The 25,865-nt window shown below is 66.9% G+C and carries 26 protein-coding genes; 15 read left to right on the forward strand and 11 right to left on the reverse strand.

Annotated features, from left to right (window positions below):
• From MTR62_RS12950 to MTR62_RS12975, 6 genes are all read left to right on the forward strand, one after another.
• Nucleotides 1-775: erythromycin esterase family protein (locus MTR62_RS12950; protein ID WP_244021538.1), on the forward strand; the 775-nt coding region annotated here is incomplete at its 5' end.
• A gap of 260 nt (nucleotides 776-1,035) precedes the next feature.
• Entirely contained in the window at nucleotides 1,036-1,791 is a 756-nt protein-coding gene (locus MTR62_RS12955) for a helix-turn-helix domain-containing protein (protein ID WP_244021547.1), read from the forward strand.
• A 94-nt stretch (nucleotides 1,792-1,885) separates the two neighbouring features.
• Nucleotides 1,886-3,124: a GTP-binding protein gene (locus MTR62_RS12960; protein ID WP_244021549.1), complete on the forward strand. Its 1,239-nt coding sequence runs from the start codon at nucleotides 1,886-1,888 to the stop codon at nucleotides 3,122-3,124.
• A complete protein-coding gene (locus MTR62_RS12965; protein ID WP_244021551.1) occupies nucleotides 3,121-3,753 on the forward strand; it encodes a DUF1826 domain-containing protein in 633 nt (210 codons plus the stop codon). The genes MTR62_RS12960 and MTR62_RS12965 overlap by 4 nt, the downstream gene beginning before the upstream one ends.
• Complete coding sequence (locus MTR62_RS12970; RefSeq protein WP_244021553.1) at nucleotides 3,750-4,985, forward strand: CobW family GTP-binding protein; 1,236 nt, start codon at nucleotides 3,750-3,752, stop codon at nucleotides 4,983-4,985. The genes MTR62_RS12965 and MTR62_RS12970 overlap by 4 nt, the downstream gene beginning before the upstream one ends.
• Before the next feature lie 257 nt (nucleotides 4,986-5,242).
• Nucleotides 5,243-7,324, forward strand: coding sequence for a phosphocholine-specific phospholipase C (locus MTR62_RS12975; RefSeq protein WP_244021557.1), 2,082 nt, complete (start codon nucleotides 5,243-5,245; stop codon nucleotides 7,322-7,324).
• Nucleotides 7,325-7,461: 137 nt separating this feature from the next.
• Here the strand turns inward: MTR62_RS12975 and MTR62_RS12980 are convergent, their stop codons facing one another.
• A complete protein-coding gene (locus tag MTR62_RS12980) occupies nucleotides 7,462-8,538 on the reverse strand; it encodes an FAD-dependent monooxygenase (protein WP_244021559.1) in 1,077 nt (358 codons plus the stop codon).
• A gap of 221 nt (nucleotides 8,539-8,759) precedes the next feature.
• On the opposite strand from MTR62_RS12980, the gene MTR62_RS12985 reads away from it, so the two are divergent.
• From MTR62_RS12985 to MTR62_RS12995, 3 genes are all read left to right on the forward strand, one after another.
• Complete coding sequence (locus MTR62_RS12985; protein WP_244021561.1) at nucleotides 8,760-11,234, forward strand: TonB-dependent receptor; 2,475 nt, start codon at nucleotides 8,760-8,762, stop codon at nucleotides 11,232-11,234.
• Between the two features lie 107 nt (nucleotides 11,235-11,341).
• Entirely contained in the window at nucleotides 11,342-12,262 is a 921-nt protein-coding gene (locus MTR62_RS12990) for an NAD-dependent epimerase/dehydratase family protein (protein ID WP_244021563.1), read from the forward strand.
• Between the two features lie 19 nt (nucleotides 12,263-12,281).
• Nucleotides 12,282-13,298, forward strand: coding sequence for a LysR family transcriptional regulator (locus tag MTR62_RS12995; RefSeq protein ID WP_244021564.1), 1,017 nt, complete (start codon nucleotides 12,282-12,284; stop codon nucleotides 13,296-13,298).
• Nucleotides 13,299-13,321: 23 nt separating this feature from the next.
• Here MTR62_RS12995 and MTR62_RS13000 read toward each other — a convergent pair whose 3' ends face one another.
• The gene (locus tag MTR62_RS13000) at nucleotides 13,322-13,783 is read right to left on the reverse strand and encodes a winged helix-turn-helix transcriptional regulator (RefSeq protein ID WP_244021566.1); all 462 of its coding nucleotides are present in this window, start codon (nucleotides 13,781-13,783) and stop codon (nucleotides 13,322-13,324) included.
• A 110-nt stretch (nucleotides 13,784-13,893) separates the two neighbouring features.
• Between MTR62_RS13000 and MTR62_RS13005 the strand changes: the two genes are divergently transcribed.
• From MTR62_RS13005 to MTR62_RS13015, 3 genes are read left to right on the forward strand one after another with little or no spacing between them, the layout of a single operon-like run.
• The gene (locus tag MTR62_RS13005; protein ID WP_244021568.1) at nucleotides 13,894-14,685 is read left to right on the forward strand and encodes an SDR family NAD(P)-dependent oxidoreductase; all 792 of its coding nucleotides are present in this window, start codon (nucleotides 13,894-13,896) and stop codon (nucleotides 14,683-14,685) included.
• Nucleotides 14,682-16,265 (forward strand): phytoene desaturase family protein, encoded by a 1,584-nt coding sequence (locus tag MTR62_RS13010; protein WP_244021570.1) that lies wholly within the window; start codon nucleotides 14,682-14,684, stop codon nucleotides 16,263-16,265. The genes MTR62_RS13005 and MTR62_RS13010 overlap by 4 nt, the downstream gene beginning before the upstream one ends.
• Nucleotides 16,265-16,504 (forward strand): hypothetical protein, encoded by a 240-nt coding sequence (locus tag MTR62_RS13015; RefSeq protein ID WP_244021571.1) that lies wholly within the window; start codon nucleotides 16,265-16,267, stop codon nucleotides 16,502-16,504. Before MTR62_RS13010 ends, MTR62_RS13015 begins: the two co-directional genes overlap by 1 nt.
• A gap of 92 nt (nucleotides 16,505-16,596) precedes the next feature.
• Here MTR62_RS13015 and MTR62_RS13020 read toward each other — a convergent pair whose 3' ends face one another.
• The gene (locus tag MTR62_RS13020) at nucleotides 16,597-17,031 is read right to left on the reverse strand and encodes a hypothetical protein (protein ID WP_244021572.1); all 435 of its coding nucleotides are present in this window, start codon (nucleotides 17,029-17,031) and stop codon (nucleotides 16,597-16,599) included.
• A 187-nt stretch (nucleotides 17,032-17,218) separates the two neighbouring features.
• Here MTR62_RS13020 and MTR62_RS13025 point away from each other — a divergent pair, with 187 nt between their 5' ends.
• The 3 genes from MTR62_RS13025 (at nucleotide 17,219) to MTR62_RS13035 (ending at nucleotide 20,646) form a co-directional block, all read left to right on the forward strand.
• Nucleotides 17,219-18,253, forward strand: coding sequence for a VOC family protein (locus tag MTR62_RS13025; RefSeq protein ID WP_244021573.1), 1,035 nt, complete (start codon nucleotides 17,219-17,221; stop codon nucleotides 18,251-18,253).
• Between the two features lie 17 nt (nucleotides 18,254-18,270).
• Entirely contained in the window at nucleotides 18,271-19,389 is a 1,119-nt protein-coding gene (locus tag MTR62_RS13030) for an FAD-dependent monooxygenase (protein WP_244021574.1), read from the forward strand.
• Between the two features lie 186 nt (nucleotides 19,390-19,575).
• The gene (locus MTR62_RS13035; RefSeq protein ID WP_244021575.1) at nucleotides 19,576-20,646 is read left to right on the forward strand and encodes a VOC family protein; all 1,071 of its coding nucleotides are present in this window, start codon (nucleotides 19,576-19,578) and stop codon (nucleotides 20,644-20,646) included.
• A gap of 270 nt (nucleotides 20,647-20,916) precedes the next feature.
• Here the strand turns inward: MTR62_RS13035 and MTR62_RS13040 are convergent, their stop codons facing one another.
• From MTR62_RS13040 to MTR62_RS13075, 8 genes are all read right to left on the reverse strand, one after another.
• The gene (locus MTR62_RS13040; protein WP_244021576.1) at nucleotides 20,917-21,759 is read right to left on the reverse strand and encodes a class III extradiol dioxygenase family protein; all 843 of its coding nucleotides are present in this window, start codon (nucleotides 21,757-21,759) and stop codon (nucleotides 20,917-20,919) included.
• Between the two features lie 4 nt (nucleotides 21,760-21,763).
• On the reverse strand, nucleotides 21,764-22,144 hold the full coding sequence (locus MTR62_RS13045) for a protocatechuate 4,5-dioxygenase subunit alpha (protein ID WP_244021578.1): 381 nt from the start codon (nucleotides 22,142-22,144) through the stop codon (nucleotides 21,764-21,766).
• Nucleotides 22,145-22,287: 143 nt separating this feature from the next.
• A complete protein-coding gene (locus tag MTR62_RS13050) occupies nucleotides 22,288-22,578 on the reverse strand; it encodes an antibiotic biosynthesis monooxygenase family protein (protein ID WP_244021580.1) in 291 nt (96 codons plus the stop codon).
• A gap of 30 nt (nucleotides 22,579-22,608) precedes the next feature.
• Nucleotides 22,609-23,253 (reverse strand): O-methyltransferase, encoded by a 645-nt coding sequence (locus MTR62_RS13055; RefSeq protein ID WP_244021582.1) that lies wholly within the window; start codon nucleotides 23,251-23,253, stop codon nucleotides 22,609-22,611.
• Nucleotides 23,253-23,564, reverse strand: a complete 312-nt coding sequence (locus MTR62_RS13060) for a MoaF-related domain-containing protein (RefSeq protein ID WP_244021584.1) — start codon at nucleotides 23,562-23,564, stop codon at nucleotides 23,253-23,255. Before MTR62_RS13060 ends, MTR62_RS13055 begins: the two co-directional genes overlap by 1 nt.
• On the reverse strand, nucleotides 23,561-23,974 hold the full coding sequence (locus tag MTR62_RS13065) for a VOC family protein (protein ID WP_244021586.1): 414 nt from the start codon (nucleotides 23,972-23,974) through the stop codon (nucleotides 23,561-23,563). Before MTR62_RS13065 ends, MTR62_RS13060 begins: the two co-directional genes overlap by 4 nt.
• A 24-nt stretch (nucleotides 23,975-23,998) precedes the next feature.
• Nucleotides 23,999-25,153 carry an alpha/beta hydrolase gene (locus MTR62_RS13070; protein ID WP_244021588.1) on the reverse strand — a complete coding sequence of 385 codons (1,155 nt, stop codon included), beginning with the start codon at nucleotides 25,151-25,153 and terminating at the stop codon, nucleotides 23,999-24,001.
• A 39-nt stretch (nucleotides 25,154-25,192) separates the two neighbouring features.
• Nucleotides 25,193-25,865 (reverse strand): SDR family NAD(P)-dependent oxidoreductase (locus tag MTR62_RS13075; protein WP_244021590.1); only part of this gene is annotated, 673 nt, incomplete at its 5' end.

Consider the following 25,865-nt stretch of genomic DNA (forward strand, 5'->3'; position numbering starts at 1 on the left):
GCCGCATTTCGCGCTGGGGCAATGGGGCCAGCGCCCGCGCGCCGAACGCCGTGCCCTGACCCGCGCGCTCGACCGGATCGAGGCCGTGCTGCGCCGCTCCGATAGCGGTGACGGTGCCGACGATGCGAACCTTGCCTATGCCCGGCAGAACCTGCGCGTCGCGCGGGCCAGCGCGCGCATGTTCGCCTTGTGGCCGCGCACGCTGCCGGCTTCGGGCCTGCCCCCCGAAGGCTACCGGGCCGCCGACGCGCGCGACGCGCAGATGGCCGACACCGTGCTCTGGGCGCTCGCCCGGACCCGCGCCCCGGTGCTGGTCTACGCGCACGACGCGCATGTCATCACCGCCCCGCTCACCGGCTCGATCTGGGACGCCTACCGCCGCCCCGCCCGCCCGATGGGCCGCGTGCTGCGCGAACGGCTGGGACGCGGCCTCTTCGTGATTGCCGCCAGCATGGGCCGCGTCGCGCCCGGCAGCGCGCTGCCCGCAGGTCCCGCCGGCACGCTCGACCGCGATCTGGCGCAACTCACCGCGCCCGCATCCCCCCTTGGCGCATCGCCCCTCGGCACATCGCCCCTCGGCGAAGAGGGCGCCCCAGGCGCGTTCTGGCTGCCGATCCCGGCGCGCGGCCCCCTCGCCGCGCGCTGGGATCGCCCCCGGACCCTGACCGTCAATTTCGACAACAGCCTCAGCCTGCGCCCCCGCGCCGGGGCCGATGCCCTGGTGTTTTTTCCCGAGCTGCACGCGGCCAGCGTCGACACCCGCAGCGCGAATTGACAGTTAAATAACAATTCACCACTATTTTGCGGGTGACTGTCAGATTTCGGTCGCACGTTCGTCATGTCCGTGTCCCCTCCCACCGGAGCGGGAACGCAAGCGCGGCGGGACGCGCGGCGTCCATGCTCAAAGCCTTCGAATATTCGTCCGGGCGCAAAAAATTCCTTGCAACTGTTCCCCTTGCAAGGCGACACAACGTCCGTTTCTCACCTCCCCCCGCAAGCGACGAGAAGACATTGGCCGGCGATTCCTCGATACGCGTGATCGGACGCGCACTCGACATCCTGCGCATCATCAACCTCCAGGGTTCGCCCAGCCTCGTGGAAATCACGCGGGCGGTCGATCTGCCCTATCCCACCGTGCTGCGCATCGTGCGCGCGCTGGTCGAGGAAGGCGTGATCGAGCGTGAACCTGCGCGCAAGCGCTACCGCCCGACCGCGATGGTCCAGGCGCTGTCCTACGGCTTCCAGAACCACGACGCGCTGGTCGCCGCCGCGCGCGCGCACATCGAGGCGCTGACCCGCGCGGTGCACTGGCCGGTGTGCCTCGTCACGCGCGTGGGCAACATGATGGTGGTGCGCGATTCGACCAGCACGCAGACCCCGCTGACCTTCGACCACTATTACCCCGGCTGGCAGATCCCGCTGATCCAGTCGGCTTCGGGCCGCGTCTTCCTCGCCTATACCGACCGCGAGCGCCGCCTCGCGATGATCGACCACATCGCCGCGACCGGCTCGAAGAGCGTGGTCCAGATGCTGCGCGACTTCGAGGAAACCGGCGAGGCCGACCTCATTCGCGAGCAAGGCTACGCCACCGTCGCGCGCATTCCGTTTTCCTCCAATCCGGGCCGCACCTCGTCCTTCGCGGTGCCGATCCACGCCAACGGAACGCTGCTGGGCGCGCTCACGCTGGTCTTCTTCGCCAACGCGATGACCCCCGAGGAAGCCTCTGCCAAGTACTTCGACGCCGTGCTCGGCACCGCGCAGGCGATCGGCCGGGAGATGGAATCGGTCTGACCGGCGACCCGGGCGCGCCCGTCGGCCCTTGCGCGCCTGCGGAATGCAATGTAATGTTATATCATCGCATTTACCGACCCACACAGGACCGACCATGCCCCTCTCCCCCGCTTCCGCGCGACCCCGCCTTCCCGTCACCGTGCTCTCGGGCTTCCTCGGTGCGGGCAAGACCACACTGCTCAACCACGCCCTTACCAACCGCGAGGGGCGCCGGGTGGCGGTCATCGTCAACGACATGTCCGAGGTCAACATCGACGCCGACCTCGTGCGCGGCGGCGAGGCCGCGCTCTCGCGCAGCGAGGAAAAACTGGTCGAGATGACCAACGGCTGCATCTGCTGCACCCTGCGCGACGACCTTCTCGCCCAGGTGCGCGCCCTCGCCGAGGAAGGCCGCTTCGACACCCTGCTGATCGAGAGCACGGGCATCGCCGAGCCGCTGCCGGTGGCCAGCACCTTTTCGTTTCGCGACGAGGCGGGCCAGGCGCTCGAAGACGTCGCCCGGCTCGACACGATGGTCACCGTGGTCGACGCGGTGAACCTGCTGCGCGACTATTCGAGCCAGGACTTCCTCGCCGACCGGGGCGAGACCACGGGTGAGGAAGACCACCGCTCGCTCGTCGGCCTGCTCGCCGAGCAGATCGAATTCGCCGACGTGGTGGTCGTCAACAAGGCCTCCTCGGTCAGCGGCGCGCACTTGGGCGTGGTGCACAAGCTGGTGCGCAGCCTCAACGCCGACGCCCGGATCGTGACCTGCGACCGGGGCCGGGTCCCGCCCGACGCGATCCTCGACACCGGGCTCTACAGCGAGGAGAAGGCCGCGCGCCATCCGCTCTGGGCGCGCGAACTCTACGGCTACGCCGATCACCAGCCCGAGAGCGACGAATACGGCATCGAATGCTTCGTCTACCGCGCGCGCCAGCCGTTCGATCCAGCGCGTTTTCACCGCTTCCTGACCGCCGACGGGCTCGACAAGGTGGTGCGCGCCAAGGGCCATTTCTGGCTCGCCACCCGGCCCGACTGGGTCGGCGAACTGGCGGTTGCGGGCAACGAGACGGTCACCGCGCGGCTCGGCCGCTGGTGGGCCAGTGTCCCGCCGAGCCAGTGGCCCGACGACAGCCACTTCGAACGCTTCGTGCGCGAACACTGGGACGCGGCGTGGGGCGACCGCCGCCAGGAACTGGTGTTCATCGGCATCGGGATGGACGAGGCGCGCATCCGCCGCGCGCTCGACGCCTGCCTGGTGCGCGCGGGCGCCTTCACCCCCGAGGACTGGCGCACCCTGCCCGATCCCTTCCCGAGCTGGGAGCCCGCCGGGCAGGAGGTCCCCGCGTGACCGACGCCGATCTTGCCATCGCGCCCGCCGTGTCCGGCCGGCAAGCCGACGCCCTCGCCGCGATCACCGCGCCGGGCGTCCACCTCGCGCTGTGGGAACGCGCGCGCCCGGCCGCGCTCGACGGGCTCGACAGGTTCGACCTCGACACGCTGGCCGACCTTGCCTTTACCAGCGCCTGCGCCGATCTTGACGCCGACATCGCGCAAGGGCTGGACGAGGCGGGCTACCCGCAAGGCGCGACCACGCGCGCGCTGGCCACCGAGGTGGCCGAGCTTGGCCGCCGCTTCGCCGCGATCCTCGCCTGCCCGGCGGTGCGCATCCGGCTCGAGGTCATCCGCACCGACGCCTGCCGCAAGTTCCACGCCGACTATGTGACCGCCCGGCTCATCACGACGCTGGTCGGGCCCGGCACGCAGTGGATCACCGCCGATCGCCCCGAGACCGTGCACGAAATGACCTGCGGCGCGGTGGGCCTGTTCAAGGGGCGCGCCTGGGTGGACCGCAACGGGGCGCCGCGCGAAGATGCGGAGCCGCCGATCCTGCACCGCTCGGTGCCGCTTTCGCAGCGGGGCGGCGCGCGGCTTTTGCTTGTGCTCGACCCGCAACCGGGCGCAAGGAGCGGGGCATGACCACGCCCGCACCCCATTCCGCCGCCGATTCCGACGCGCTCATCCCCGTCACCGTCATCACCGGCTTTCTGGGCAGCGGCAAGACCACCACGCTCAACGCGCTGGTGCACGATCCGGCCATGGCCCGCTCGCTGGTCATCATCAACGAGTTTGGCGAAGTCAGCCTCGACCACGAACTGGTCACCACCTCGAACGAGGATCTCAAGGTCGAAATGATGGGCGGGTGCCTGTGCTGCACCATTCGCGGCGATCTGCTGGCGACCTTGCGCGATGCGCCCTGGCGCTTTTCGCGCGAAGGCAGGCGCTGGTTTGACCGGGTGGTGATCGAGACCACCGGGCTCGCCGATCCCGCTCCGATCCTCCACACGCTGATGAGCGATCCCACGCTCGAGACGCTCTACCGGCTCGACGGGGTGATCGCCACGGTCGATGCCGCCAACGCGATGGCCACGCTCGACAGCCAGGTCGAGGCGGTCAAGCAGGCCGCCGTCGCCGACCGTATCCTGCTCACCAAGACCGACCTCGTCGATGGGGCCGCGCGCGCCGCGATCGAAGCGCGGCTCCACGCGCTCAACCCCGCCGCCCCGATCCTGGCGGTGATCCAGGGCCAGGTCGATGCCGCGCTTCTGCTCGGCGGCGGGGCCTACGATCCCGGAGCGCGCCATCCCGACGTGCTCGGCTGGCTCAACGCCGAGGCCTATGAGCCGGATCACGAACAGAGCCATGACCACGCGCATGACCATGACCATGACCATGACCATGACCATGACCATGACCATGACCACGACCATGACCACGGGCACGACGTCAACCGCCACGGCGATGCCATCCGCGCCTGCTGCCTGACGTTCGATGAGCCGCTCGATCCGGTCGCCTTCGAGCGCTGGATCGACCTGCTCACGATGATGAAGGGCGAGGATATCCTGCGCATCAAGGGCCTGCTCAACATCGAAGGCCAGCCCACCCCGGTGGTCGTCCACGGCGTGCAGCACGTGTTCCACCCGCCCGTGGTGCTCGACGCCTGGCCGTCCGAGGACCGGCGCACGCGGCTGGTGTTCATCACCCGCGGGCTCGACGCGGCGGCGCTGCGCGAGACCTTCGCGCTGTTCACCCAGGGCTTCGCGCAGTTCGACGCCTATGGCCTGGAAGATGCGGGGTTCGGCGCGGACGAGGCGGATCAGGACGCCCCCGGATCGCTGATCGCGGGCGGGAGCCTGCGCACAGGGCTCTGAGCGCTCGTCTGGAAAAGGCCCTGCACGGGCATTTTCACTGCGGCACCGGCCCGCTCCCGCGCAAAGAAGCGAGGCAAATCGCGCGCGCGGTGAATTCGCCCTGTTCATCGCCCCGCAGGCGCCTATGCTGAGTTTGCACGGGAATCAGGGGGTTAGAATGGACGGGCCGCGTCACGCGGGCGTCACAGGCGCGCTCTAGCCAGCCGGGAACCCGTGTGGCCGCTTCAGCCAAGACGCATCATCCCGAGGGACCCGCCGTGACCGATACCACCCGCCGCTCCGTTCTGTCCGCAACACTCAAGGGCGGTGCCCTTGGCGGCTTTGCCGCGCTGTTTCCCGAGATCGCGCGCGCCGCCGCGATCCCCGCGAAAGTCGGCACGGGCACCATCCGCGATGTCGAGCACGTGGTCATCCTGATGCAGGAAAACCGCTCGTTCGATCACTATTTCGGCACCATGCCCGGCGTGCGCGGCTATGGCGATCCCTACCCCGCCCCCGCACCCGACCTGCCCGATGGCACAAAGCGCAGCGTGCTCACCCAGCTCAACGAGAAGTGGGACGGCCCGCGCGTGATCGCCCCCTTCGCGCTCAACACGAGGCAGACCTTCGCGCACATGCGCGTGGAGGACACCCCGCACACCTGGCCCGACGCGCAAGCCGCCTGGGACAACGGGCGCATGGCCCGCTGGCCCGAGGCCAAGCACCTGCATTCGATGGGCCATTACGACGCGGCGGACCTCGGCTTCCAGTACGCCATGGCCGAAGCCTTCACGCTGTGCGACGCCTACCACTGTTCGGTGCAGCTGGGCACCAACCCCAACCGCACCGTGCTGTGGTCGGGCACGATCGACGGCGGCGCCGAGAACGGCGGCCCGGCGCTGGGCAATTCGCACGATGACCTGGGCCAGTACGACACGCCCTACACCTGGCACACCTATGTCGAGCGGCTCCAGCAGGCCGGGATCGACTGGACCGTCTACCAGGACATGGACGACAATTTCACCGACAACCCGCTGGTCGGCTTCAAGGCCTTCTACGACGCGGCCAAGGGCCTGCCCGGCAGCGATCCCGAGCTGGTCAGGCGCGGCATGACCACGCGCGGGCTCGACCAGCTGCGCCGCGACTGTCTGGCCGGAACCTTGCCCCAGGTCTCCTACGTGATCGGCACCGCCGAAGGCTCCGAACACCCCGTCCCGTCGAGCCCGGCGCAGGGCGCGGCCTACACCGCGCAAGTGCTCGAAGCGCTGACCGCCAACCCCGACGTCTTCGCGCGCACCGCCTTCTTCGTGCTGTTCGACGAAAACGACGGCTTCTTCGACCACGTGCCCCCGCCCGCGCCGCCCTCGCCCGATCCCAGCCAGCCCTCGGGCTTTGCCGGGGCCTCGCAGATTTCGACCAAGAACGAATACCACCTCACCCGTTCAAAGGCCGACGCCTCGCTCGAACGCGACGAATTCATGGGCCGTCCCTATGGCCTTGGCGCGCGCGTGCCCGCCTATATCCTCTCGCCGTGGAGCCGGGGCGGCTACGTCACCTCCGAAGTGTTCGACCACACCTCGGTGATCCGCTTCCTCGAGGCGCGCTTCGGCGTGCACGAGCCCAACATCTCGCCCTGGCGGCGCGCGGTATGCGGCGACATGATGAGCGCGTTCGACTTTGCCACGCCCAACGATCGCCCGGTCCCCGCGATGCCCGATCCCGCCCCGCTCGCCGCCCGCGCGCGCGCGCTTCCCGGTCGGACCGTGCCGCCGATCCCGGCCGAGGCGGTGCTGCCCGTCCAGCCCGAAGGCGATCGGCCGCACCGCGCCTCGCTCTACGATCTGGAAGTCAACTGGACGCTCAATCCCGCAGCCGGGCAGATCGCGCTCGCCTTCGTCAACCGCAGCGCGCGCGCGGCGGTGTTCCACGTCTATGACCGCCACGCGCTCGACGCGATCCCGCGCCGCTACACGGTCGCGGGCGGCGGGCGGCTCGAAGGGCAATGGGCGCTGCACGAGGCGGGCTACGATCTGCAGGTGATGGGCCCGGAAGGTTTCCACCGCCGGCTGGCGGGCGCCGGATCGGGCGCGGCTTCGGACCCGGCTCAGAACGACGTGGTGGTCCGCGCGGCCGAGGGGACGCTCGCCGGACACGCCGATGCGGTGCCCTACCTCACCGTGGGAACCGACGCGTCGGGGCTCACGCTCCACGACGGACGCAAGGTGCGCACGCTCAAGCCGGGGCATCCGCTGCCGGTCCCGGTCGACCGCCAGGGCCGCTACGACCTGTCCATCGTGCGCGAGGGCGATGCGGTGTTCCTGCGCCAGTTCGCCGGGCGCCTGCCGGGCCTCGCCAGCTGAGGCGGCCAGGCCCCGCGGCCCGGCGCATCACGAAAAAACAGCGGGCGGCGCCGGACGAACCGGCCCCGCCCGCTCAAGGCTTCGGGTGGTTACGATAGGGCAAAGCCGACCCCTGGCCCGCTTCGCCCCGGCGTTCTTCAGAACGGTTCGTTGAGGCGGCTGAGCGCGCCTTCGAGCAGGGCCGCGTGTTCTTCGGGCGGGCGGTGGTTGAGTTGCAGGTTGCCGATGCCGATGCTGCTCTCGATCACGTCGCGGCAGCGCTCGTAGCGGCGGTCCTCGAAAGCCTGGAGACCGGCTTCGACGGTGTCGGCCGCGGCCAGTTCCTCGGCCAGCACGATCCCGCTTTCCACCGCCATGCCCGCGCCCGAGGCGAGGTGCGGCGTGGTCGCGTGGACCGCATCGCCCAGCAGCACGATGCGCCCGTTGTACCACGAACGCGGCTGCAACTTCGCCGCCAGCGGGCGGTAGTTGATCCAGTCCTCGCGCGTCATGTTGTCGCGGATCCAGCCGGCGTTGCCGCCAAAGTCCTTGAGCAGCGCCTTGAGCGTGACGAAGAGTTCCTCCTCGCCCATGAATTCCTCGCGCTCGACATGCTCGGTCAGCATCCACATGTAGACGCTGTCCGGGCTGCACGGGGTGATCCCGCAAGGGTTGTCGTGCCCCAGGAAGAACTCACCCGCATCGAGCCCCGGCGGCTTGCGGATCGAGATGCGCCAGCACCCCTGCCCGGTCGGCTCGGGCGGGCCCATGTGCGGGAAGGCGAGATCGCGCACGCCCGAAAAGATGCTGTCCGAGCCCACCACGAGGTCGTAGCGGCCGGTAGTCGCGTCCGAGAAGGTGACGGCGACGCCCTGCGCCTCGTTTTCCAGCGCGCTGACGGTCAGGCCCAGGCGCACCGGGATTTCGAGCTCGCGCACGCGCTTTTGCATGATGCGGTGAAGCACCGGGCGCATGATCCCGCCGGTGGCGGGCAGGCCTTCCTCGATGATCGGCTCGTCGAGGTCCTTGAGATGGGCGCCGTCGTAGCGGAACAGACGGGTCAGGTTGGTGATGGCGCCAGCCTCTTTGATCGGCTCCAGCAAGCCGAGGCGACGGTAGGCGCGCAAGGTGGGGCCGGTGATGGTAATGCCCGCGCCATAGACCCGCCATTCGGGATCGAGGTCGATGAGGTCGACCTGGACACCCCTTTCGGCAAGACTGATGGCCGTTGCCATTCCCCCGATACCTCCGCCCACGACAAGCGCGCTGGCGATGCTGCTGATCTTCTCCCGTGTCATGCAACAAGGAACTAACGGGAGGCCCGCAAACGACAAATCCGAAGTGTGGATGGATGCATATCGATTCAATCGGAGTGATTTTGCGCGGGGCAATGGCTAGCGCAAATACCGCAACAAAGTGTCCGTTGAGGCACGCAGCAAAAAAAGGGAGGGTGCCCATGCGCAGAGGGCTTCTGAATTCGGCAGGTTATTCCGCACTTCTCGTCGCGGCGCTATGGGCGCCGCCGGTTCTCGCCCAGGACGGCGAAGCGGCAGGCGACGAAGCCGCCACCCAGAACACCACCCAGAACAAGGGCGGACTCAACGAAATCATCGTCACCGCGCAGCGCAAGGCGGAATCGCTGCAGGACGCCGCGATCGCGATCGACGCGGTGGGCGGCGAGGATCTGGTCAGCAAGGGCATCAGCCAGGCCGAGAACCTGACCAAGACGGTTCCCGCGCTCACCGTGACCAACGGTGGCGGTTCGAACACCTCGATCTTCATTCGCGGCGTGGGCAACATCACCAACTCGTCCTACAACGACCCGGCGGTCGCCCCGAGCTACGACGGCGTGGTGCTGGCGCGCGCGGCGGGCGCGTTCGGCGCGGCGTTCTACGACCTGGAACGCGTCGAAGTGCTCAAGGGTCCGCAGGGCATCCTCTACGGGCGCAACGCCACCGGCGGCGCAGTCAACATCATCCCCGCCAAGCCCGTGCTGGGCGAGCGTTCGGCCGGGTTCACCGTGTCCTTCGGCAACTACGACGCGGTCAGCGCGCAAGGCCACCTCAACCTGCCACTGGGGGACAACGCCGCGCTGCGCGTCGCCGCCTCGCGCGATGTGCACGATGGCTACAACAAGGATGGCAGCGACGACCTGAAGCGTTCGGGCCTGCGCGCGCAGCTGCTGTTCGAGCCCACCGACACGCTCTCGATCCGCATCGGCGGCGATTACACGCATGTGGGCGGCGTGGGCGCGGGGTCGAGCTACATCGGCAACTACACCTCGGGATCGGACGGCTACACCTTCACCGCCTCGGGGCTGGGCAATTCCGAAGGGCTCTACACCGATGCGGCCAACGCCTACCGCCAGACCGCGCTCGGCGCGCCGGGCTTCGGCTTCCTCTCGGCGATCGACGAGCAGCAGTTCACCGACAACACCTACTGGGGCGTCAACGCCGAGATCAAGCTCAAGACGGGCCTGGGCGACCTGACCTTCATCCCCGCCTACCGCAAGACCAAGGCCGAAAGCCTGTTCTACGGCCCGGCCTTCAACACCGCCTACACCAACGAGCGCGACGAACAGTTCAGCTCCGAACTGCGCCTGTCGGGTTCGGTGGGCATGATCGACTACGTGGTCGGCGGCTTCTACTTCGATGAAAACATCGACAACACCGGCGTCTACAACCAGGAATTCGTGCTGCCGATCCAGCACTACACCCACAAGACGACCTCCTACGCCGGGTTCGGCCAGCTGACCGCAAACCTGTCGGACAGCTTCCGCCTGATCGGCGGCCTTCGCTACACCCACGACAAGAAGTCGATCGACGGCCTGATCAACAACTTCATCACCTTCTGCGGCAGCGTCGCCACGCTCATCACCCCGCCCGATTCGTTCGCCAACGGCTGCGCGGTCGATGGCGCCCTGCCGCGCTACCCCACGCTCACCAGCACGGCCGACACGGTCAACTGGCTGATCTCGAACGGCTACATCGCGTCCGGCAGCACCGATGAGGCGGCCTACCAGGTCTACGACCTGACCAGCGGCGCGGGCCAGATCCTCAAGACCTACTACCCGGTCGTGAAGTCGGGCAGCTTCTCGCGGGTGACCTGGAAGGCCGGCGCCGAGTTCGACGCCGCACCCGATTCGCTGCTCTACGCCACGGTCGAAAGCGGCTACCGCGCGGGCGGCTTCCAGCTCTCCGAAGGCAACCCGAGCTACAAGCCCGAGTTCATCACCGCCTTCACGCTGGGTTCGAAGAACCGCTTCCTCAACAACAAGGTCCAGCTCAACATCGAAGCCTTCTACTGGAAGTACAAGGACCAGCAGATCAACTACTTCACCTACTCGGGCGGGGTTCTGGTCAACCAGATCGACAACGCCGGGCGGGCCGACATCAAGGGCTTCGACGTGGACCTGACCGCCAAGCCCTGGTGGACCACCACGTTCAACGCCAAGGTCCAGTTCCTCGACACCGAATACAAGGAACTTACGCTCACCACCGCCAGCCCGCGCGACAACATCAACTGCCCCAGCTCGGTCGCGGGGACCGATGGTTCGACCACCATCCTCGCGTTCGACTGTTCGGGCAAGCCGCTGCTCTACTCGCCCAAGTGGACGGTCAACCTGGGCGTCGAACACGTCGTGCCGGTCAGCGACAACCTCGAGTTTGTCGGTTCGGTCCAGACCGCCTGGCGCGACAAGCAGTGGGGCGCGTTCGAGTATCTCGATTTCGAGAAGATCCCGGCCTACTGGACGACCGACGCCACGCTCACCGCGCGCCTGCCCAATTCGGGCTTCAGCGTGACCGCCTACATCAACAACATCGAGAACAAGCGCCGTATCTCGAGCCCGCAGTACTCGCCGATCGGCTTTGCCGTCGCGCGCTACACCGCGCCGCAGACTTACGGCATCCGCGTCTCGGCGCAGTTCTGACCCTTCGGGCAGGACCCTTGCCCGGCGCAGGCCGGGCACGGGTCCTGTCCCTCTTTCCAGGAGCCTGCCTTTTCCCGCAGGCTCCCCCTACCAAGGAGACCCCCCTCGTGAAAATTCTCGTTACCGGCGCCGGAGGTTTTGTCGGACGCCAGCTGGTCGGCCAGCTGCTCGCGCGCGGTGACGAGGTGGTCGGCCTCGATACGCAGGCAGGCGGTATTCCCGCAGGAGCCCGCGTGGTCGCGGGCGATTTCGGCGACGCCGCGGTGCGCGCGCAGGCGCTGGGCGAGGGGTGCGACGCGCTGATCCACCTCGCCACCGTGCCCGGCGGCGCGGCGGAGGCCGATCCCGCCGCCTCGCGCCGGATCAACATCGATGCGATGTACGACCTGCTGCTCGAGGCCAGCGCACTGAGGCCGGGCCTGCGCGTCGCCTACGCCAGTTCGATCGCGGTCTACGGCGATCCCCTGCCCGCGCATGTCGACGACGCCACCCCGCTCAGCCCCAGGATGATCTACGGCGGCCACAAGGCGATGATGGAGCACGCGGTGGCGATGTTCTCCAACCGCTCCGTGATCGACGGCGTGACCGTGCGCCTGCCCGGCATCCTGGCGCGGCCCAAGGGGCCATCGGGGATGAAATCGGCGTTCATGAGCAACCTGTTCCACGCGCTCAAGGCCGGGGAGGCGTTCGTCTGCCCGGTCTCCGCGAGCGGCACGATCTGGGCCGAATCGGTGGCCCGCGTCGCCACCAACTTCGTCCACGCGCTCGACCTCGACAGCGCGCGGCTGCCGCCCACCCGCGCCGTTACGCTACCCGCGCTGCGCGTCACGATGGGCGATCTGGCCGCCGAGATCGCGCGCCAGTGCGGCGTGTCCGAAGCGCTCGTCAGCTACGAACCCGATGCCGATCTCGAAGCCGGTTTCGCCGCGCAGCCCCCGCTGGAGACGCGCGCGGCGCTGGCCGCCGGGTTTGCACACGACGGCGATCTTGCTAGTCTCGTCGCCAGCGCCCTTGAAACCTTGACATAACACGGGGGGGACGCGGGAGATGGCTATGCGTTTCGGAAGGCTCGACCTCAACCTGCTGGTGGCGCTCGACGCGCTGTTGACCGAATGCAGCGTTTCGCTCGCGGCCGACCGGCTGTGCCTGTCGCAATCGGCGACCTCGAGCGCGCTGGGCCGCCTGCGCGACTATTTCGGCGACGAACTGCTTGTCGTCAAAGGCCGCCAGATGGTGCTCACCGCGCGCGCCGAGGAACTGATCGAGCCCGTGCGCGCGGTGCTCGAACAGATCCGCGCGACGATCACCGTCGCCCCGCCGTTCGATCCGGCCACCGCCGAACGGCAGATTTCGATCATGGCCTCGGACTATTCGACGCAGGTCCTGCTGACCCAGGCGCTCGCCGAGATGGAGGCCAAGGCGCCGGGCATCCGCTTCGAGATCCAGCCGATGAACGACAACCCGATCGACACGCTCGAGCGCGGCTATGTCGACCTCCTCCTCACGATCGACTACGCCATCTCGACCGACCACCCCAGCCAGGTCCTGTTCGAGGACGACTACGTGGTGCTGGGCTGGAAAGGCAATCCGGCGATGGACGGGCCGATGACGCGCGAGAAGTACTTTTCGCTCGGCCATGTCACCGCGCGCTTCGGCAAGTCGCGCGTCGCCGCCTTCGACGACTGGTTCGTGCGCCGCCAGAAGCAGCAGCGCAAGGTCGAGGTGGTCGCCCCGACTTTCCTCTCGCTCGCCGGGCTGGTGATGAACACCAACCGCATCGCCACCGTGCACCGCCGCATGGCCGAGAGCTTCACCCGCTCGATGCCGCTGGTCATGCGCGAGACCCCGTTCGACATTCCGCCGATCCGCGAGACGGTGCAATGGCACATCACCAACAGCAACGACGCCGCGCTGCGCTGGGTGGTCGAGCAGATGGCCGCCGCCTCGCAGCGCACCGCGGGCGCCGACAACATCGTGCCGTTCGAGCCGGGCTCACCCGATGCGGTCGATCGCGAGCGGATAGAGTACGAGTTCCGCATGAACCAGGCCAAGCCGCGCGGCTGACGCGGGGGCGGCGCCGGGGCCACTCAAGGCTCCGCCCCGCCCTCTTCATCGTCGCGCCGCCGGGCCTCGTGGATGCGGTTCGCGTTCTGGTTGATCCAGGCGATCATCGCGCTCGCCCGCGCCGACAGGTCGCGCCCGAGCGCGGTCAGTTCATAGCGCACGCGCGGGGGCACGTCCGCGCTCGCGGTGCGCAGCACGAAACCATCGCGCGCGAGCGCGCGCAGCTTGAGCGTGAGCACCCGCTGCGAAATGCTCCCCTCGTGCGAGAGCGCGGTGATGATCCGCTTGAGATCGGCGTGGCGGGTGGGCGCGACCGAGAGGATGAGCAGGATCAGCGTCGTCCAGCGATCGCCCAGCATGGCCATGACCGAACGCGAGGGCGCGTCGCGATCGTGGCCGTATTGCGCCATTTCCTGCGCCAGGGCGGCGAATTCGGGCTGGTCGAGCGGATCGCTGGAGGGGGCTGCGGGATCGGTCTTGGTCATGGCTTCAAGGGTACAAAAAAGTGCCGTCTTCCATCTGCGGGGCCGCACAGTATTCCCATCCTCACAAAGGTCAAACACGGGAGATGGACATGGTCGCAGACGCGACGAGAATGGATGGTAAAGTCGTCATCATCACCGGCGGAGCGGGCGGCATCGGCGGCGCGACGGCGCGGCTGCTCACGCAGCGCGGCGCGAAAGTCGCGATCGCCGACATCGCCTTCGAAGCCGCCAGGACGCTGGCCGGCGAACTGCCCGGCGCGCTGGCCATCGAGCTCGACCTCGAACGCCAGGATTCGATCGAGGCGATGATCGCCGACACCGTGACCCACTTCGGCCGGCTCGACGTGCTGCACAACAACGCGGCCCTGCTCGGCCCCGACATCGCCCGCAACGACAACGACGTCGAGAGCATGGACCTCGCGCTCTGGGACCGCACCTATGCGGTCAACGTGCGCGGCACCATGATCGGCTGCCGCGCCGCGCTGCCGCACCTTCGCGAAACGCGCGGCAACATCGTCAACACGGTGTCCAACCTCGCGCTGCAAGGGCACATCATCCAGGCCGCCTATTCGAGTTCGAAGGCCGCGATCATCCAGATGACCCGCGCCATCGCGGCGAGCCACGGCATCCATGGCGTGCGCTGCAACGCCGTGGCGCCGGGCATGACGATGACGCCTGCGCTGCGCGAAGCCTTCCCGCCTCCTCTGCGCGAAGCGGTCGAGGGCGAGACGCTGCGCGACCAGCTCGGCGAGCCCGAGGACATCGCCGAAGCCGCCGCCTTCCTCGCGTCCGATGCGGCGCGCAACATTACCGGCCAGGTCCTGGTCTGCGACGGGGGCTGCGCCAGCCATGTCCCGGGCATCGCACCGTTCCGCGCCTTTTTCGCAGGAGAACACGCATGAGCACCTACGACATCGTCGTCATGGGCGCGGGCCACAATGGCCTCGTCGCCGCCGCCTACATGGCCAAGGCGGGCAAGAAGGTCCTCGTTCTGGAAAGAAAGCCCCACTACGGCGGCGGCGTCTCCACGCGCGAGCTGATCCAGCCCGGCTTCTGGCATGACGAGCACTCCAACGTGCACATCATGATCCAGGGCAACCCGATGCTGCGCGAGGACGAGCTGGGCCTGCTCTCCAAGTTCGGCCTCGAATACATCTACCCCGAACTGCCCCACGCCTCGATCTTCGACGATGGCACGATGGTCCGCTCGTGGCGCGATCTTGACCGCACCTGCGAGGAAATCGCCCGCTTCAGCCCGCGCGACGCCGAGGCCTACCGAAAGTTCGCGCAGACCTCGATGCAGGCGCTGCCGATGTTCATGTCGGGCCTCTATTCGCCGCCCTTCCCGATGGGCGCGTTCGTGGCGATGATGGACCAGTCGGACGAAGGGCGCTTCCTGCTCGACGTGATGCAGCGCTCGGCGCTCGACGTGGTCAACCAGTACTTCGAGAGCGACCTCTTGAAGATCCACATCGTGCGCATGGTGACCGAGAACCTGCAGATGCCCGACGAACTGGGCACCGGCATGGGCGCGTTCCTGATGCCCGGCATCATCCACGCCTACGGCTGCTCGATGCCCAAGGGCGGCTCGGGCCAGCTCAGCCACGCGCTGGTCCGCGCGATCGAGCATTTCGGCGGCGAGGTTCGCTGCAATTCCGAAGTGCGCCGGGTAATCGTACAGGGCGGCAAGGCCACCGGGCTCGAACTGACCGACGGCGAGACCTTCATGGCGCGCGACGGCGTGATCGGCGCGATCCACCCGCACGTGCTGAGGAAGTTCGTTTCCGAAACCCCCGAGCCCGTGCTCCAGCGCGCCGAGCGGGTGACCCAGTCGACCTTCTCGATCAACCTCACGCACCTCACCTTGAAGGAGCGCCTCAAGCTCAAGGTCGGCAACGAAACCAACGCCATGATGACCGAGTTGCTGGACTTCTACACGGTGCGCGACATGTGCCTGGAGTACGACAAGCTGCGCCGCGGCGAAGTCTCCGAGCGGCTGATCGCGGGCGGTGACAACACCATCTTCGATCCCAGCCGCGCGCCCGAAGGCGCGGGCGTGTTCTACGGCGTCAACTTCGCGCCTTATGACCTTTACCCCGGCGGCCCCGGATCGTGGGACGAGCGCAAGGAGGAGATCGCGGACAAGGCGCTGAACCAGTACCGCAAGTTCTACTCCAACCTCACCGACGACAACATCACCGGCCGCCTCATCCGCTCGCCGATCGACCACGAGCGCGACAGCCCGGCGAGCTTCCTCAAGGGCGACATCCACGGCTGCGCCCCGTTCTTCTACCAGACCGTCGCGCACCGCCCGACGCCCGACCTCGGCTCCTTGCGCGTGCCCGAGATCGAGGGGCTCTATCTCGTCGGCCCGTTCATGCATCCGGGCGGCGGCGTGTTCGGCGCCGGACGCGCCACCGCGATCCAGATGATGGACGATCTCGACATCGAATACGACAAGGTCTGCGGGGAGGCAGTCTGATGGCTGATGCAAAGAAGAAGGCACCGGTGATGAAGATCCTCGATGCCAACGACAAGGAACTGATGGCGGTGCGCAAGTTCGAGCGCGACGGCGACAACCTCGTCATCCGCGGCAAGATCTTCGGCGCGATGCCGATGGTCGCCAAGGTGACCCCTGCGGAAGCCCGCGCAGCGCTCAAACTGCTCGACCGCAAGACGGTGCTGTTCCTGCTCACGCTGCTGTTCCGCAAGAGCAAGTAAGAGAAAATCAGAAAGCTCGGGGTTACCACCCTCGAGCTTTCCGAATTGGTGCTCTTACCGCCCTGGAGCACCTCGGCAAGAAGGGTCCGAGGTCAGTTGAGCGGCTTGCCCCGTCGGAGCAGGGCGCTTCTTTCGAAATACCAGTAGGAAAGAGCTGAGGTCGTCCCCCAGGCCATGCCGATCGACGGGCGGGAGAATATCGTAAATGACAGATGGCCCCACAGCAGGTTGACCACAATGTCGAAAAAGATCTGACCTCCCAATGCGCCTAATGCCAATGCCAGTACGGCTGACCAGCGATAGCGCAGCAAGGGGCGCAAGGTCATAGCAAGCGGCAATCCGAACACGCAAAGTCCAACCCCTGTGAATGGGGCCGCCATGACACTATACATGACAAGGATAATCGGGATCGACCAAGCCTCCGACACTGTCCAGCCTCCGTCAATGCTAACGATCACGGCTAAAGCAAGACAGGTTCCGGAAAAGGCCCCCACGAGGGCGGATTTCGCAAGGGATTCGGCTGACATCACAGGCCTATACTCCAACACCCGTTCAGCCGATCAGCGCATTCCGCTCGCCCTAGGCTTCAGGAGCAAATTCGATTTTACGAATAGTTCTGGCTTGATTCAATCCATCCCCCGCATTTGAGCAAGATCAAGAAATTCAGCCCTCCCAACCGGCATTTCCATGTCCAGACATTGGGAGACGAACACCATGGCAATCACCGGCATTAGGCGGCTGGTTTTCAAGATCGAGGACATCGAGACCGCCTGCCGCTTCTTTGACGATTACGGCCTCTACGCCATCGAGCGCGATGATCGAAGCGCGCTGTTCGAGACGATGGACGGCAGCGAAGTGCTGCTGCTCACACCGGGCCACCCGGCGCTGCCCCAGCATCACGAACAGACCGGCATCGGCGTTGTCGAATGCGTTTGGGCGGTCGATACTCCCCGCGCTTTCCAGCGCCTGTGCGCCGATCTTGGCCGTGATCATGAGCTGGAAACGGACGAAGATGGTACCGTCCATTTCGTCACCCCGTTCGGGCAGGCGATCGGGCTGGAAGTCTGGCAGCCGCGCGCGGTGCATGGTGCGCCTTCGCCCGCCAACACCGTGGGTCATGTCGGCCGGCTCAACCAGCCGCGCAAGTGGATCGACCGCGCGCGGCCCAAGCGCATCCACCACTGCGTCTGGATGTTCCCCTGCGTGCAGGAAGCGATCGACTACTACCGCGACCGGCTGAACTTTCGGGTGACCGACCTGCAAAAGGGTTTCGGCGTCTACATGCGCGCGGACGGCGCGTTCGAACACCACAACGTGTTCTTCGCCAACGCCCACGCGCCGATGCCCAATTTCGACGGCACCTTGAAGTTTCACCACTGCAACTTCGAGCTGGAAGACATCGACGAGGTGATGGTCGCCAAGAACTACCTCGACCGCAAGGGCTGGAAGAACAACGGCTGGGGGCTGGGCCGCCACCGGCTGACCTCGGCCGCCTTCCTTTACACCGACACCGTCCATTTCCTGGGCGGCGAGATGGAATACGGCGCCGACTGCGACTGCATCGACGACAGCTGGAAGCCGCGCGTGTGGGACGGCCCGTTCGGCACCGCGATCTTCATGCACGAACTGCCCGACTGGATGATGGACTACCCCAACTGGGACGTGCGCTTCGCGAAGGACAGCGAACTGCGCTTCCTTCCCGCCGACCCCAGACCCGCCCCCACCTCGATCGACGAACCGGCGCAATAAGAGAGGAAAAACGGACAATGGCAAAAACGGACAAGGTACTCGTGATCGGGGGCGGCGTGGGCGGTCTCGCGGTCGCCATCGGGCTGCACCAGCGCGGGCTTCAGGTCGAAGTGGTCGAGCGCAGCACCGACTGGAAGGTCTATCACGTGGGCATCATCGTGCAGGCCAACTTCGTGCGCGCGCTCAACATGCTGGGCATCGGCGATCAGGCGGTCAAGGCGGGCTATGCCTACCGCGGCGCGCGCTTTTGCGCGATGGACGGCTCGGTGCTCGAGGAACTGCCCGGCGACACCGCGGTCGACGGCCTGCCCTCCGACCTCGGCCTCACCCGGCCCGCGCTGCACCAGGTGCTCACCGCCAAGGTTCGCGAACTGGGCATCGCGGTGCGCCTGGGGGTCACCTTTGAGCGCTTCCACGACGATGGCGACGGCGTCGATGTCGCCTTTACCGACGGTTCTTGCGGTCGCTACGATCTGGTCATCGGCGCGGACGGCAATTACTCCGCCGTGCGCAAGGCCCTGTGGCCCGAGAAGAAGCCCCGGTACACCGGACAGGGCGTGTGGCGCTACAACGTGCCGCGCCCGGCCGGGCTCGACTGGTCGGACATCTACATCGGCAAGAGCGGTGGCAAGGCTGGCTACTGCCCGCTGACCGAAACCGACATGTACATCTTCGCGGTGTTCGAGGAGCCGGGCAACCCGCGCTTCGCGCCCGAAACGCTGGCCGACGAAATGAAGAAGCGGCTCGAAGGCTATGGCGGCATCCTGGGCGAAGCGGCCCGCGCCATCGTCGATCCGGCTCTCGTCGTCTACCGCCCGCTCGAGGCCTGCATCATGCCCGCCCCCTGGTATCAGGGCCGCGTGGTGCTGATCGGCGATGCCGCGCACTCGGCCACCCCGCACCTGGGACAGGGCGCGGCGATGGCGATCGAGGATGCGGTCGTGCTCGCCGAGGAGATGAGCGACCGCCCGGCGGGCGCCGCGCTCGATGCCTTCATGGAGCGCCGCTTCGAACGCGCCCGGCTGGTGGGCACCAGCTCGATCCAGCTGGGCGAATGGGAAATGCGCCCCGAAACCGCGGGCGATCCGATCGAACTGACCGATCGCATCCGCAAGAAGCTCGCCGAGCCGGTCTGATCCACCCCCTTGGCGATCCGGCGCGCCGTCACCCTTCGCGGTGCGGCGCGCAGCCTCCCCCGGACGGTCCACCCCGGGGGAGGTTTCGGCGTGCTCGATAGCTACCGTCCCACATCATGCGTTTTTCCGCTGGCGCGCGGCCCGGCATAAAGGGCACGATTTGAGTGATAGCGGGAAACAACAAGCATGAGCATTTTGGGAGTTGAAAGCGTCGTCTTCGCCGCCGAGGACGTGGCCGAGAACGCACGTTTCTGGACCGATTTCGGCCTGCCGGTAGAAAGCGTGAGCGACAACGAGGCGGTGTTTCGCCTCGCCTCGGGCAGCCGGCTGATCGTCGTCCCCTGCGGTGACGCGCGCCTGCCCTCGCCCGATCCTTTCGTCGGCGGCGGCCTCAAGCTGACGGTATGGGGCGTGGATACCCAGGAAAACCTCGATGCGATGGCCGCCAGCCTGGCCACCGAAGTCGCGGTCACCAGGGACGCGGACGGCACCGTTCGCTGCGTGTGCCCCGATGGCCAGCCGATCGCGCTGCGAGTGTGGGACAAGCGCTCTTTCGTGAGCGAGGCAAGCCCGGTCAACACCCCCGCCAGCCACCCGCGCTTCAACCAGCACCGCATCTGGCGCCGCAAGGCAATCCCCAAGACAATCAACCACGTCGTCTTCTTCTCGCCCGATTACGTGGCCAGCTTCGAGTTCTACGAACGCCACCTGGGCTTTCGCTACGTCGACCATTCCAAGGGCGTGGGCATCTTCGCGCGCGCGGGCGGCACCTTCGAGCACCACTCGATCTTCTGGGTCAACTGCGACCTGCCAATCGCGCCCGATGCCTTCAAGTTCATGCACATCGCGTTCGGCTGCGACGACATCGACGAGGTGATGCTGGGCGCCAACATCATGGACGCCAAGGGCTGGAAGAACGAGACGATGAACAGCTCGGGCGGGATTTCGCGCCACCGCATCTCGAGCGCGATCTACTACTACTGCGACATTCCGGGCAAGTGCGGCGAGGCCGAGTACCACGCCGACACCGACTATCTGGACGACAACTGGGTGCCGCGCGCGTGGGATTTCCGCTTCGGCTCGCTGCTGTGGTCGAACAACGCCCCCCCCATCTTCCGCGGCGACGACATTCCCTGGGACATGGCCTTCGACCAGGACCGCAAGAGCTTCGATCCCTACCGCAAGGACAAGCCGGGCAAGCGCGACAGCCAGGGCAAGCTCGCCGAGATCACCGACGAGGACGAACACGCCATCTGACCCGATCGCCTGCCGCCAACGAAAAGGCCCTGCCGGTGCGTACCGGCAGGGCCTTTTCGTTGGCGGCGCGGACAACGTGTTTCGCGCAAGGTTGTCGTCGGCCCAGCCCGTTCGGCCAGGTCCCTTCGGTCCCAGGCCTTCCGCCCCTCCCGCGTGCGGGAGGGGCAGCGAGACTTGCACAGCCACAGGCGGTGCCAGTCGCTGCGGAGTGGGCCAGCGCGACGCCAGCGCACCGCCAACGCGCCGCCAGCCCACCAAACGTCCGGAAACTCAGGCCGGTTCGAGCACCATCGTCGCCGCCGCGGTGTTCGAGATCGGAACGTGGTAGTTGCGCGTCTTCTCGCGAAAGCCGCCTTCGCCCAGCGCCCCGCGCGCGGCGATCCAGTTGAGGATCTCGACCCCTTGCGAGCCCGACTTGCGCACGATCTCCTTCGTCGTGTCGGCCACCAGCGCCTCGGGATCGTTGGCCAGGCTGTCCATGCAGAAGCGGTCGTAATCGGGGTTGATGAACCCGGCACGCTCGCCGTCGAGCTGGTGCGAAAGGCCGCCGGTGCCGATCACCACGATCCTTTCATCGCCCTGCCAGCTTTCCAGCCCGCGGTGCACCGCCTGCCCCAGCGCCAGGCAGCGCCTGGCCGAGGGCAGCGGGAACTGCACCGTGTTGATCGCGATCGGGACCAGCTTGACCGGCCAGGCCGGCGCATCGGGATAGACCAGTTCGAACGGGATCGAGAGCGCATGGTCGACCAGCATCGACTGGCAGGTCGTGATGTCGAATTCGTCGTTCACCAGCTGCTCGATGATGTGCCAGCTGAGCGCGGGATGCCCTTCGAAGCTCTTGAACACGGGAAGGCCCCAGCCCTCGTCCTCGTTGTGGTAGACCTCGGCCGCGCCCACCGCGAAGGTCGGCATCTTGTCGAGGAAGAAGTTGAGCCCGTGGTCGTTGTAGAAACACACCGCGACGTCGGGCTTTTCCTCGGCCAGCCACTCGCGCACGGGCGGGTAGCCGTCGAAGAAGGGTTTCCAGTACGGCGTCTGCTGGTCGCCGCGAACGATCGCCCCGCCGATCGAGGGGACGTGGCTGGTGAAATAACCACCGATAATCCTGGCCATGGCTTCAGTCCTTTCCCGAATCGAGCAGCATCTGCTTGAAGGCGTCCAGGCTCATGCCGGTCTGCTGCGCGCCCACGTCCTGCACGCTGAGCCCGAAGATGCCGGCCAGCTTGGCGAGGTAGTAGATGTTGCCGCCCGCCGCGATCATCGCCAGCACGTTGCGGCTGCGCACCGCCTCGCGCTGCGTGGGCGTGAGGTGGAAGCGCGCGCAGTAGCCGTCCTCGTCGGCGCGGAACGCCTCGCGGTTGGCCTTGTCGTTGAAGGAATAGCACATGGCGTTGAGCGCGTAGCCCTTGGCCGCGGCGTCGCCGTCGAACAGCGTGGTGCCGGGGATTGGGCCCTGAGCCTCCCCCAACCTTTCACGTTGTGCAAATGCAATTGTCATGAAGATCGTCCTCTCCGCACGATTTGGCGTTGGAGAGAACCTGCACCGCCACCTTGGGGGCGTTGTTGATCCCGATCAAGTCCCGCGCCGGTCAGCCCCGGACAAGCGTACATAGCATGACAATTAGCCTTAACTTATACCCGTCAGATCACTTTGGCGACGTGTTCGACGCTCGGCGGGGCGACGAAAAACGGCCCGGCCAGCGCGCGCCAGGCGGCAAACCCGTCCGATTCGCGAAAGTCGACCGTGTGCGCCTCCACGCTCTCCCAGCCAACGACGAGGTGATACCGTCCGGCCGTTTCGATCGAGCGCTCGAGCGCGAAGGAGACGAAGCCCTTCGCCGCTTCGAAGTGCGGCTTGGCGGCGAGCACCGCGGCCTCGAATTCGGGCGCGGTCGCGGGGTCGATGATCAGCGTGGCGATTTCGTGGATCATGGATAGGTCCTGCCTGTTGTCGTGCGAAATTCAGAGTTTGGAATTGCCCGGCGACCAGCGCACGGTAAGTTCGATCCCGCTGCCCACGGGCAGCAGCGTGCTGCGCAGGTCCGCCTTCGCCTCGACTGCGGCACGGTAGAGGCGCACCGCCGGGCGATCGTGCGGTGGATCGATCATGTTGTCCGAGACCACCACGCCCTCTTCCGACAAGTTCGGGTAGAACGCCTCGAAACAGGGGCGGTAGAGCTCTTTCCAGATGTCGAGCAGGACGAAATCCCAGGCCCCCGGATCGGCCGCGAGCAGCGCCAGCGCATCGCCGCAGCGCCAGTCCACCACGTCCGCCAGCCCGGCCTCGGCCAGTTGCGCGCGGGCGTAGGCCTGCTTGGCGGGGGCCAGCTCCATGGTGACCAGCCGAGCCCCCACCTGCCGGGCGGCATCGGCGAGGAACAGCGTCGAATAGCCGTAGCTCGTGCCCAGTTCGAGAATGCGCGAAGGCCTGCGGGCGAGCACCAGCGCGTGCAGCAGCCGCCCGACGTCGACGCCGACCGGCAGGAGAAATTCGTCGCGCAGCGCCATGCCCGCCGGGCCGAGTTCACGCATACGCGCCCGATCATCCTCGGCCCGCGCCTCGTAGCGGGCAAAGACCGCCGCGACGGCGGGATCGCGAAACAGCATCAGCCTTGCTCCATCTCTCCACCGGCACGCAGCATCCGCCCGTCAGGCGTGACGATCACGGCCTTGAAACGCCGCGCCGCATGGTCCTCGTGGTGGACGACGGCGTGCCCGTCGGCCTCTTGCCACGAAACCAGAAAGCAATCGGGGCCGAGCGTTTCCGCCACGATTGCAAACTCCCCGCTTTCGCCGGCCCGATCGCCTGTGAGGATGCGAAAACGGATGCGGTCCGGCGCGAGCACGTCCTGCGCGACGCGCGCCGGACCAATATCGAAAATCCATGTCTGGCCCACCGGATAGGTGGGCACGCTCACGCGTTCGGCTCCTCGACGAATTCGATGAGGTTGCCCGCGCAGTCGCGGATGAAGCAGCCCTTGCCGAAGGCCTCGCGCACCACGAAGGCGATGTCGACCGCCTTGGCCTCCATCTCCTCGAGGAAGACTTCGAGATCCGCGACCCGGAACGCCACGTGCTTGTTGCCGTGGGTCCTGAGGTCCGCGGGCGGCGAGCGGCGCTCCTCAGGGAGCGGCGCGGCGCCTTCGACCTCGAATATCTCGAAACGCAGCGGCCCCTTGCGGACCATCGCGGTGTGCGACCGGGCCTTCTCGATGAAGAACCGGCGTTCGAGCTCGAAGCCGAGCACGCGGCCGTACCAGTCGATCGCCTCATCGAGACTGGGAACCGATACGCCCCCGTGGTGGAAGGTGAATTCAGCCATGGTCATGCCTCTCCCCTTGCGGCGCGCGCCTCAGCCCATCTCGGCGAAAGTCTGGGCGCACCAGTCGGCGATGTAGTCGCGCATACCGGTGCCGTTGTCGGCGCCGCAGTGTTCGACCTCGAAGTCCTTCTTCGTGAACATGCGCATGTGGCGCTTGGGGCTGTTGACCGCCTGCTCGTAGCTCAAGGGCGCGTTGTAGGCCGGGATCTGGCGGTCGTTCTCACCGTGGGTGATGAGGAAGGGCACCTTGATCTTCTCGACCTGGCCGGTGAGATCGACCTGATCGGTGTATTCGAGCAGCGCATCGCGATCCTCGAAACCGAACACCCACATCACGTGGTCCCAGTAGTGCGGCACGGGGTTCTCACCCTCGTTGGCGACGCGCTCGCGCTGGCGCTTGCCCCACACGTGGTTGGCGCCCATCACCGCGCACAGCGCGTAGCGCGGCTCGTTGGCGGCGATGCGCGGGGCGTGGTAGCCGCCGAACGAAAGGCCAAAGATGCCGATCTGGTCGTGGATCACGTCATCGCGGGTGAGCAGGTATTCGAGCGCGGGGGTGCCCCAGATCTCGCCGTTGTAGACCGCGGGCAGATTGCGCTTGCGGATCGCCTCGCCGGTGCCCGGCTGGTCGACGAAGAGCGTGTTCATGCCGCGCTCGAGGTTGGACTGCGCGTGACCGGCCATGAAGACCTGTTCCTTCATCGAATCCAGCCCGTTGACCGAGACCAGCGTCGGGCGCGGGGTGCCCGAACCATCGTGGTGGAAAATGCCGGTGTAGCTGCCGCCCTCGTAAGAAATCTCGACCTTTTCGACATGGATACCGCGCAGCTGGCAGCCCTTGTGGAACAGCTCCATGCCCTTGTCGTAGGCGGCCCAGCGCGGCGGATAGTCGCGCGCCTGCATGCGCTCGGCGGCGAGGTAGTAGCCCGAGGCGCGCAGGTACTTGGTGCCCGCCGACATGGCAAAGCCCTCGGCCTCGTCGTCGGCGGCGTTCTGGGCAACCTGATCGGCCACCGCGATCCAGCTGTCGAACATCAGCGCCGAGGCCTTGTCGGGGCCCATGGTCTTGGACGCATCGACGATCGGACGGTTGGCCTCGTCGATCTCGCCGTGGTTGCCGCCGCACACCAGCGCGAGGTTGACCGCGAGGTTCCAGACGTAGTTTCCGGGAAACGGTTCGAACATGGGACAGTCCTTAACTAGCTTGAAAATCGAAGGATGGGATTACTCGGCGGTCCACCCGCCATCGACGAGGAGGCTGGTGCCGGTCATCAGGGCGGAGGCGTCGCCGGCGAGGAAGAGGATCGCGCCCATGAGGTCTTCGGGCACGCCGATGCGGCCGATCTTGATCTTGTCGAGCACGCTCGCCTTGAACGCGGGGTCCTCGAAGAAGGGTTTGGTCAGCGGGGTTTCGATGAAGGTCGGCGCGATCGTGTTGGAACGGATGTCGTGGCGCGCGAGGTCGAGCGCGAAGGCCTTGTTCATCCCCTCCATCGCCCACTTCGATGCACAGTAGAGCGAGCGGTTGGGCCCGCCGACGTGGCCCATCTGGCTACCCATGTGGATCAGGCTGCCGGTGGTCCCGGTCGCCATCATCCGCTTCACGCAGCCTTGCGCGACGAAGAACGCGGCCTTGACGTTCAGGTCCATCACCGCGTCGAAGTCCTCCTCGCTCGCCTCCCACATCGGCTTGGGCCGGTTGGTGCCCGCGTTGTTGACCAGCACGTTATAGGGATCGCGTTCTTCGAAGAAGCTCTCCACCGCCACAAGGTCGGACACATCGAGGATCGCCGCATCGGCGCTGTAGCCCGCCGCGACGAGCTGCGCGGCCCCCGCCTCGATCTCGCTCGCGGTGCGCGCGACGAGCGTCACGTGTGCGCCCGCCTCGGCCAGCGCG

The organism is Novosphingobium organovorum (genome assembly GCF_022832435.1).
Lineage (GTDB): Bacteria > Pseudomonadota > Alphaproteobacteria > Sphingomonadales > Sphingomonadaceae > Novosphingobium > Novosphingobium organovorum.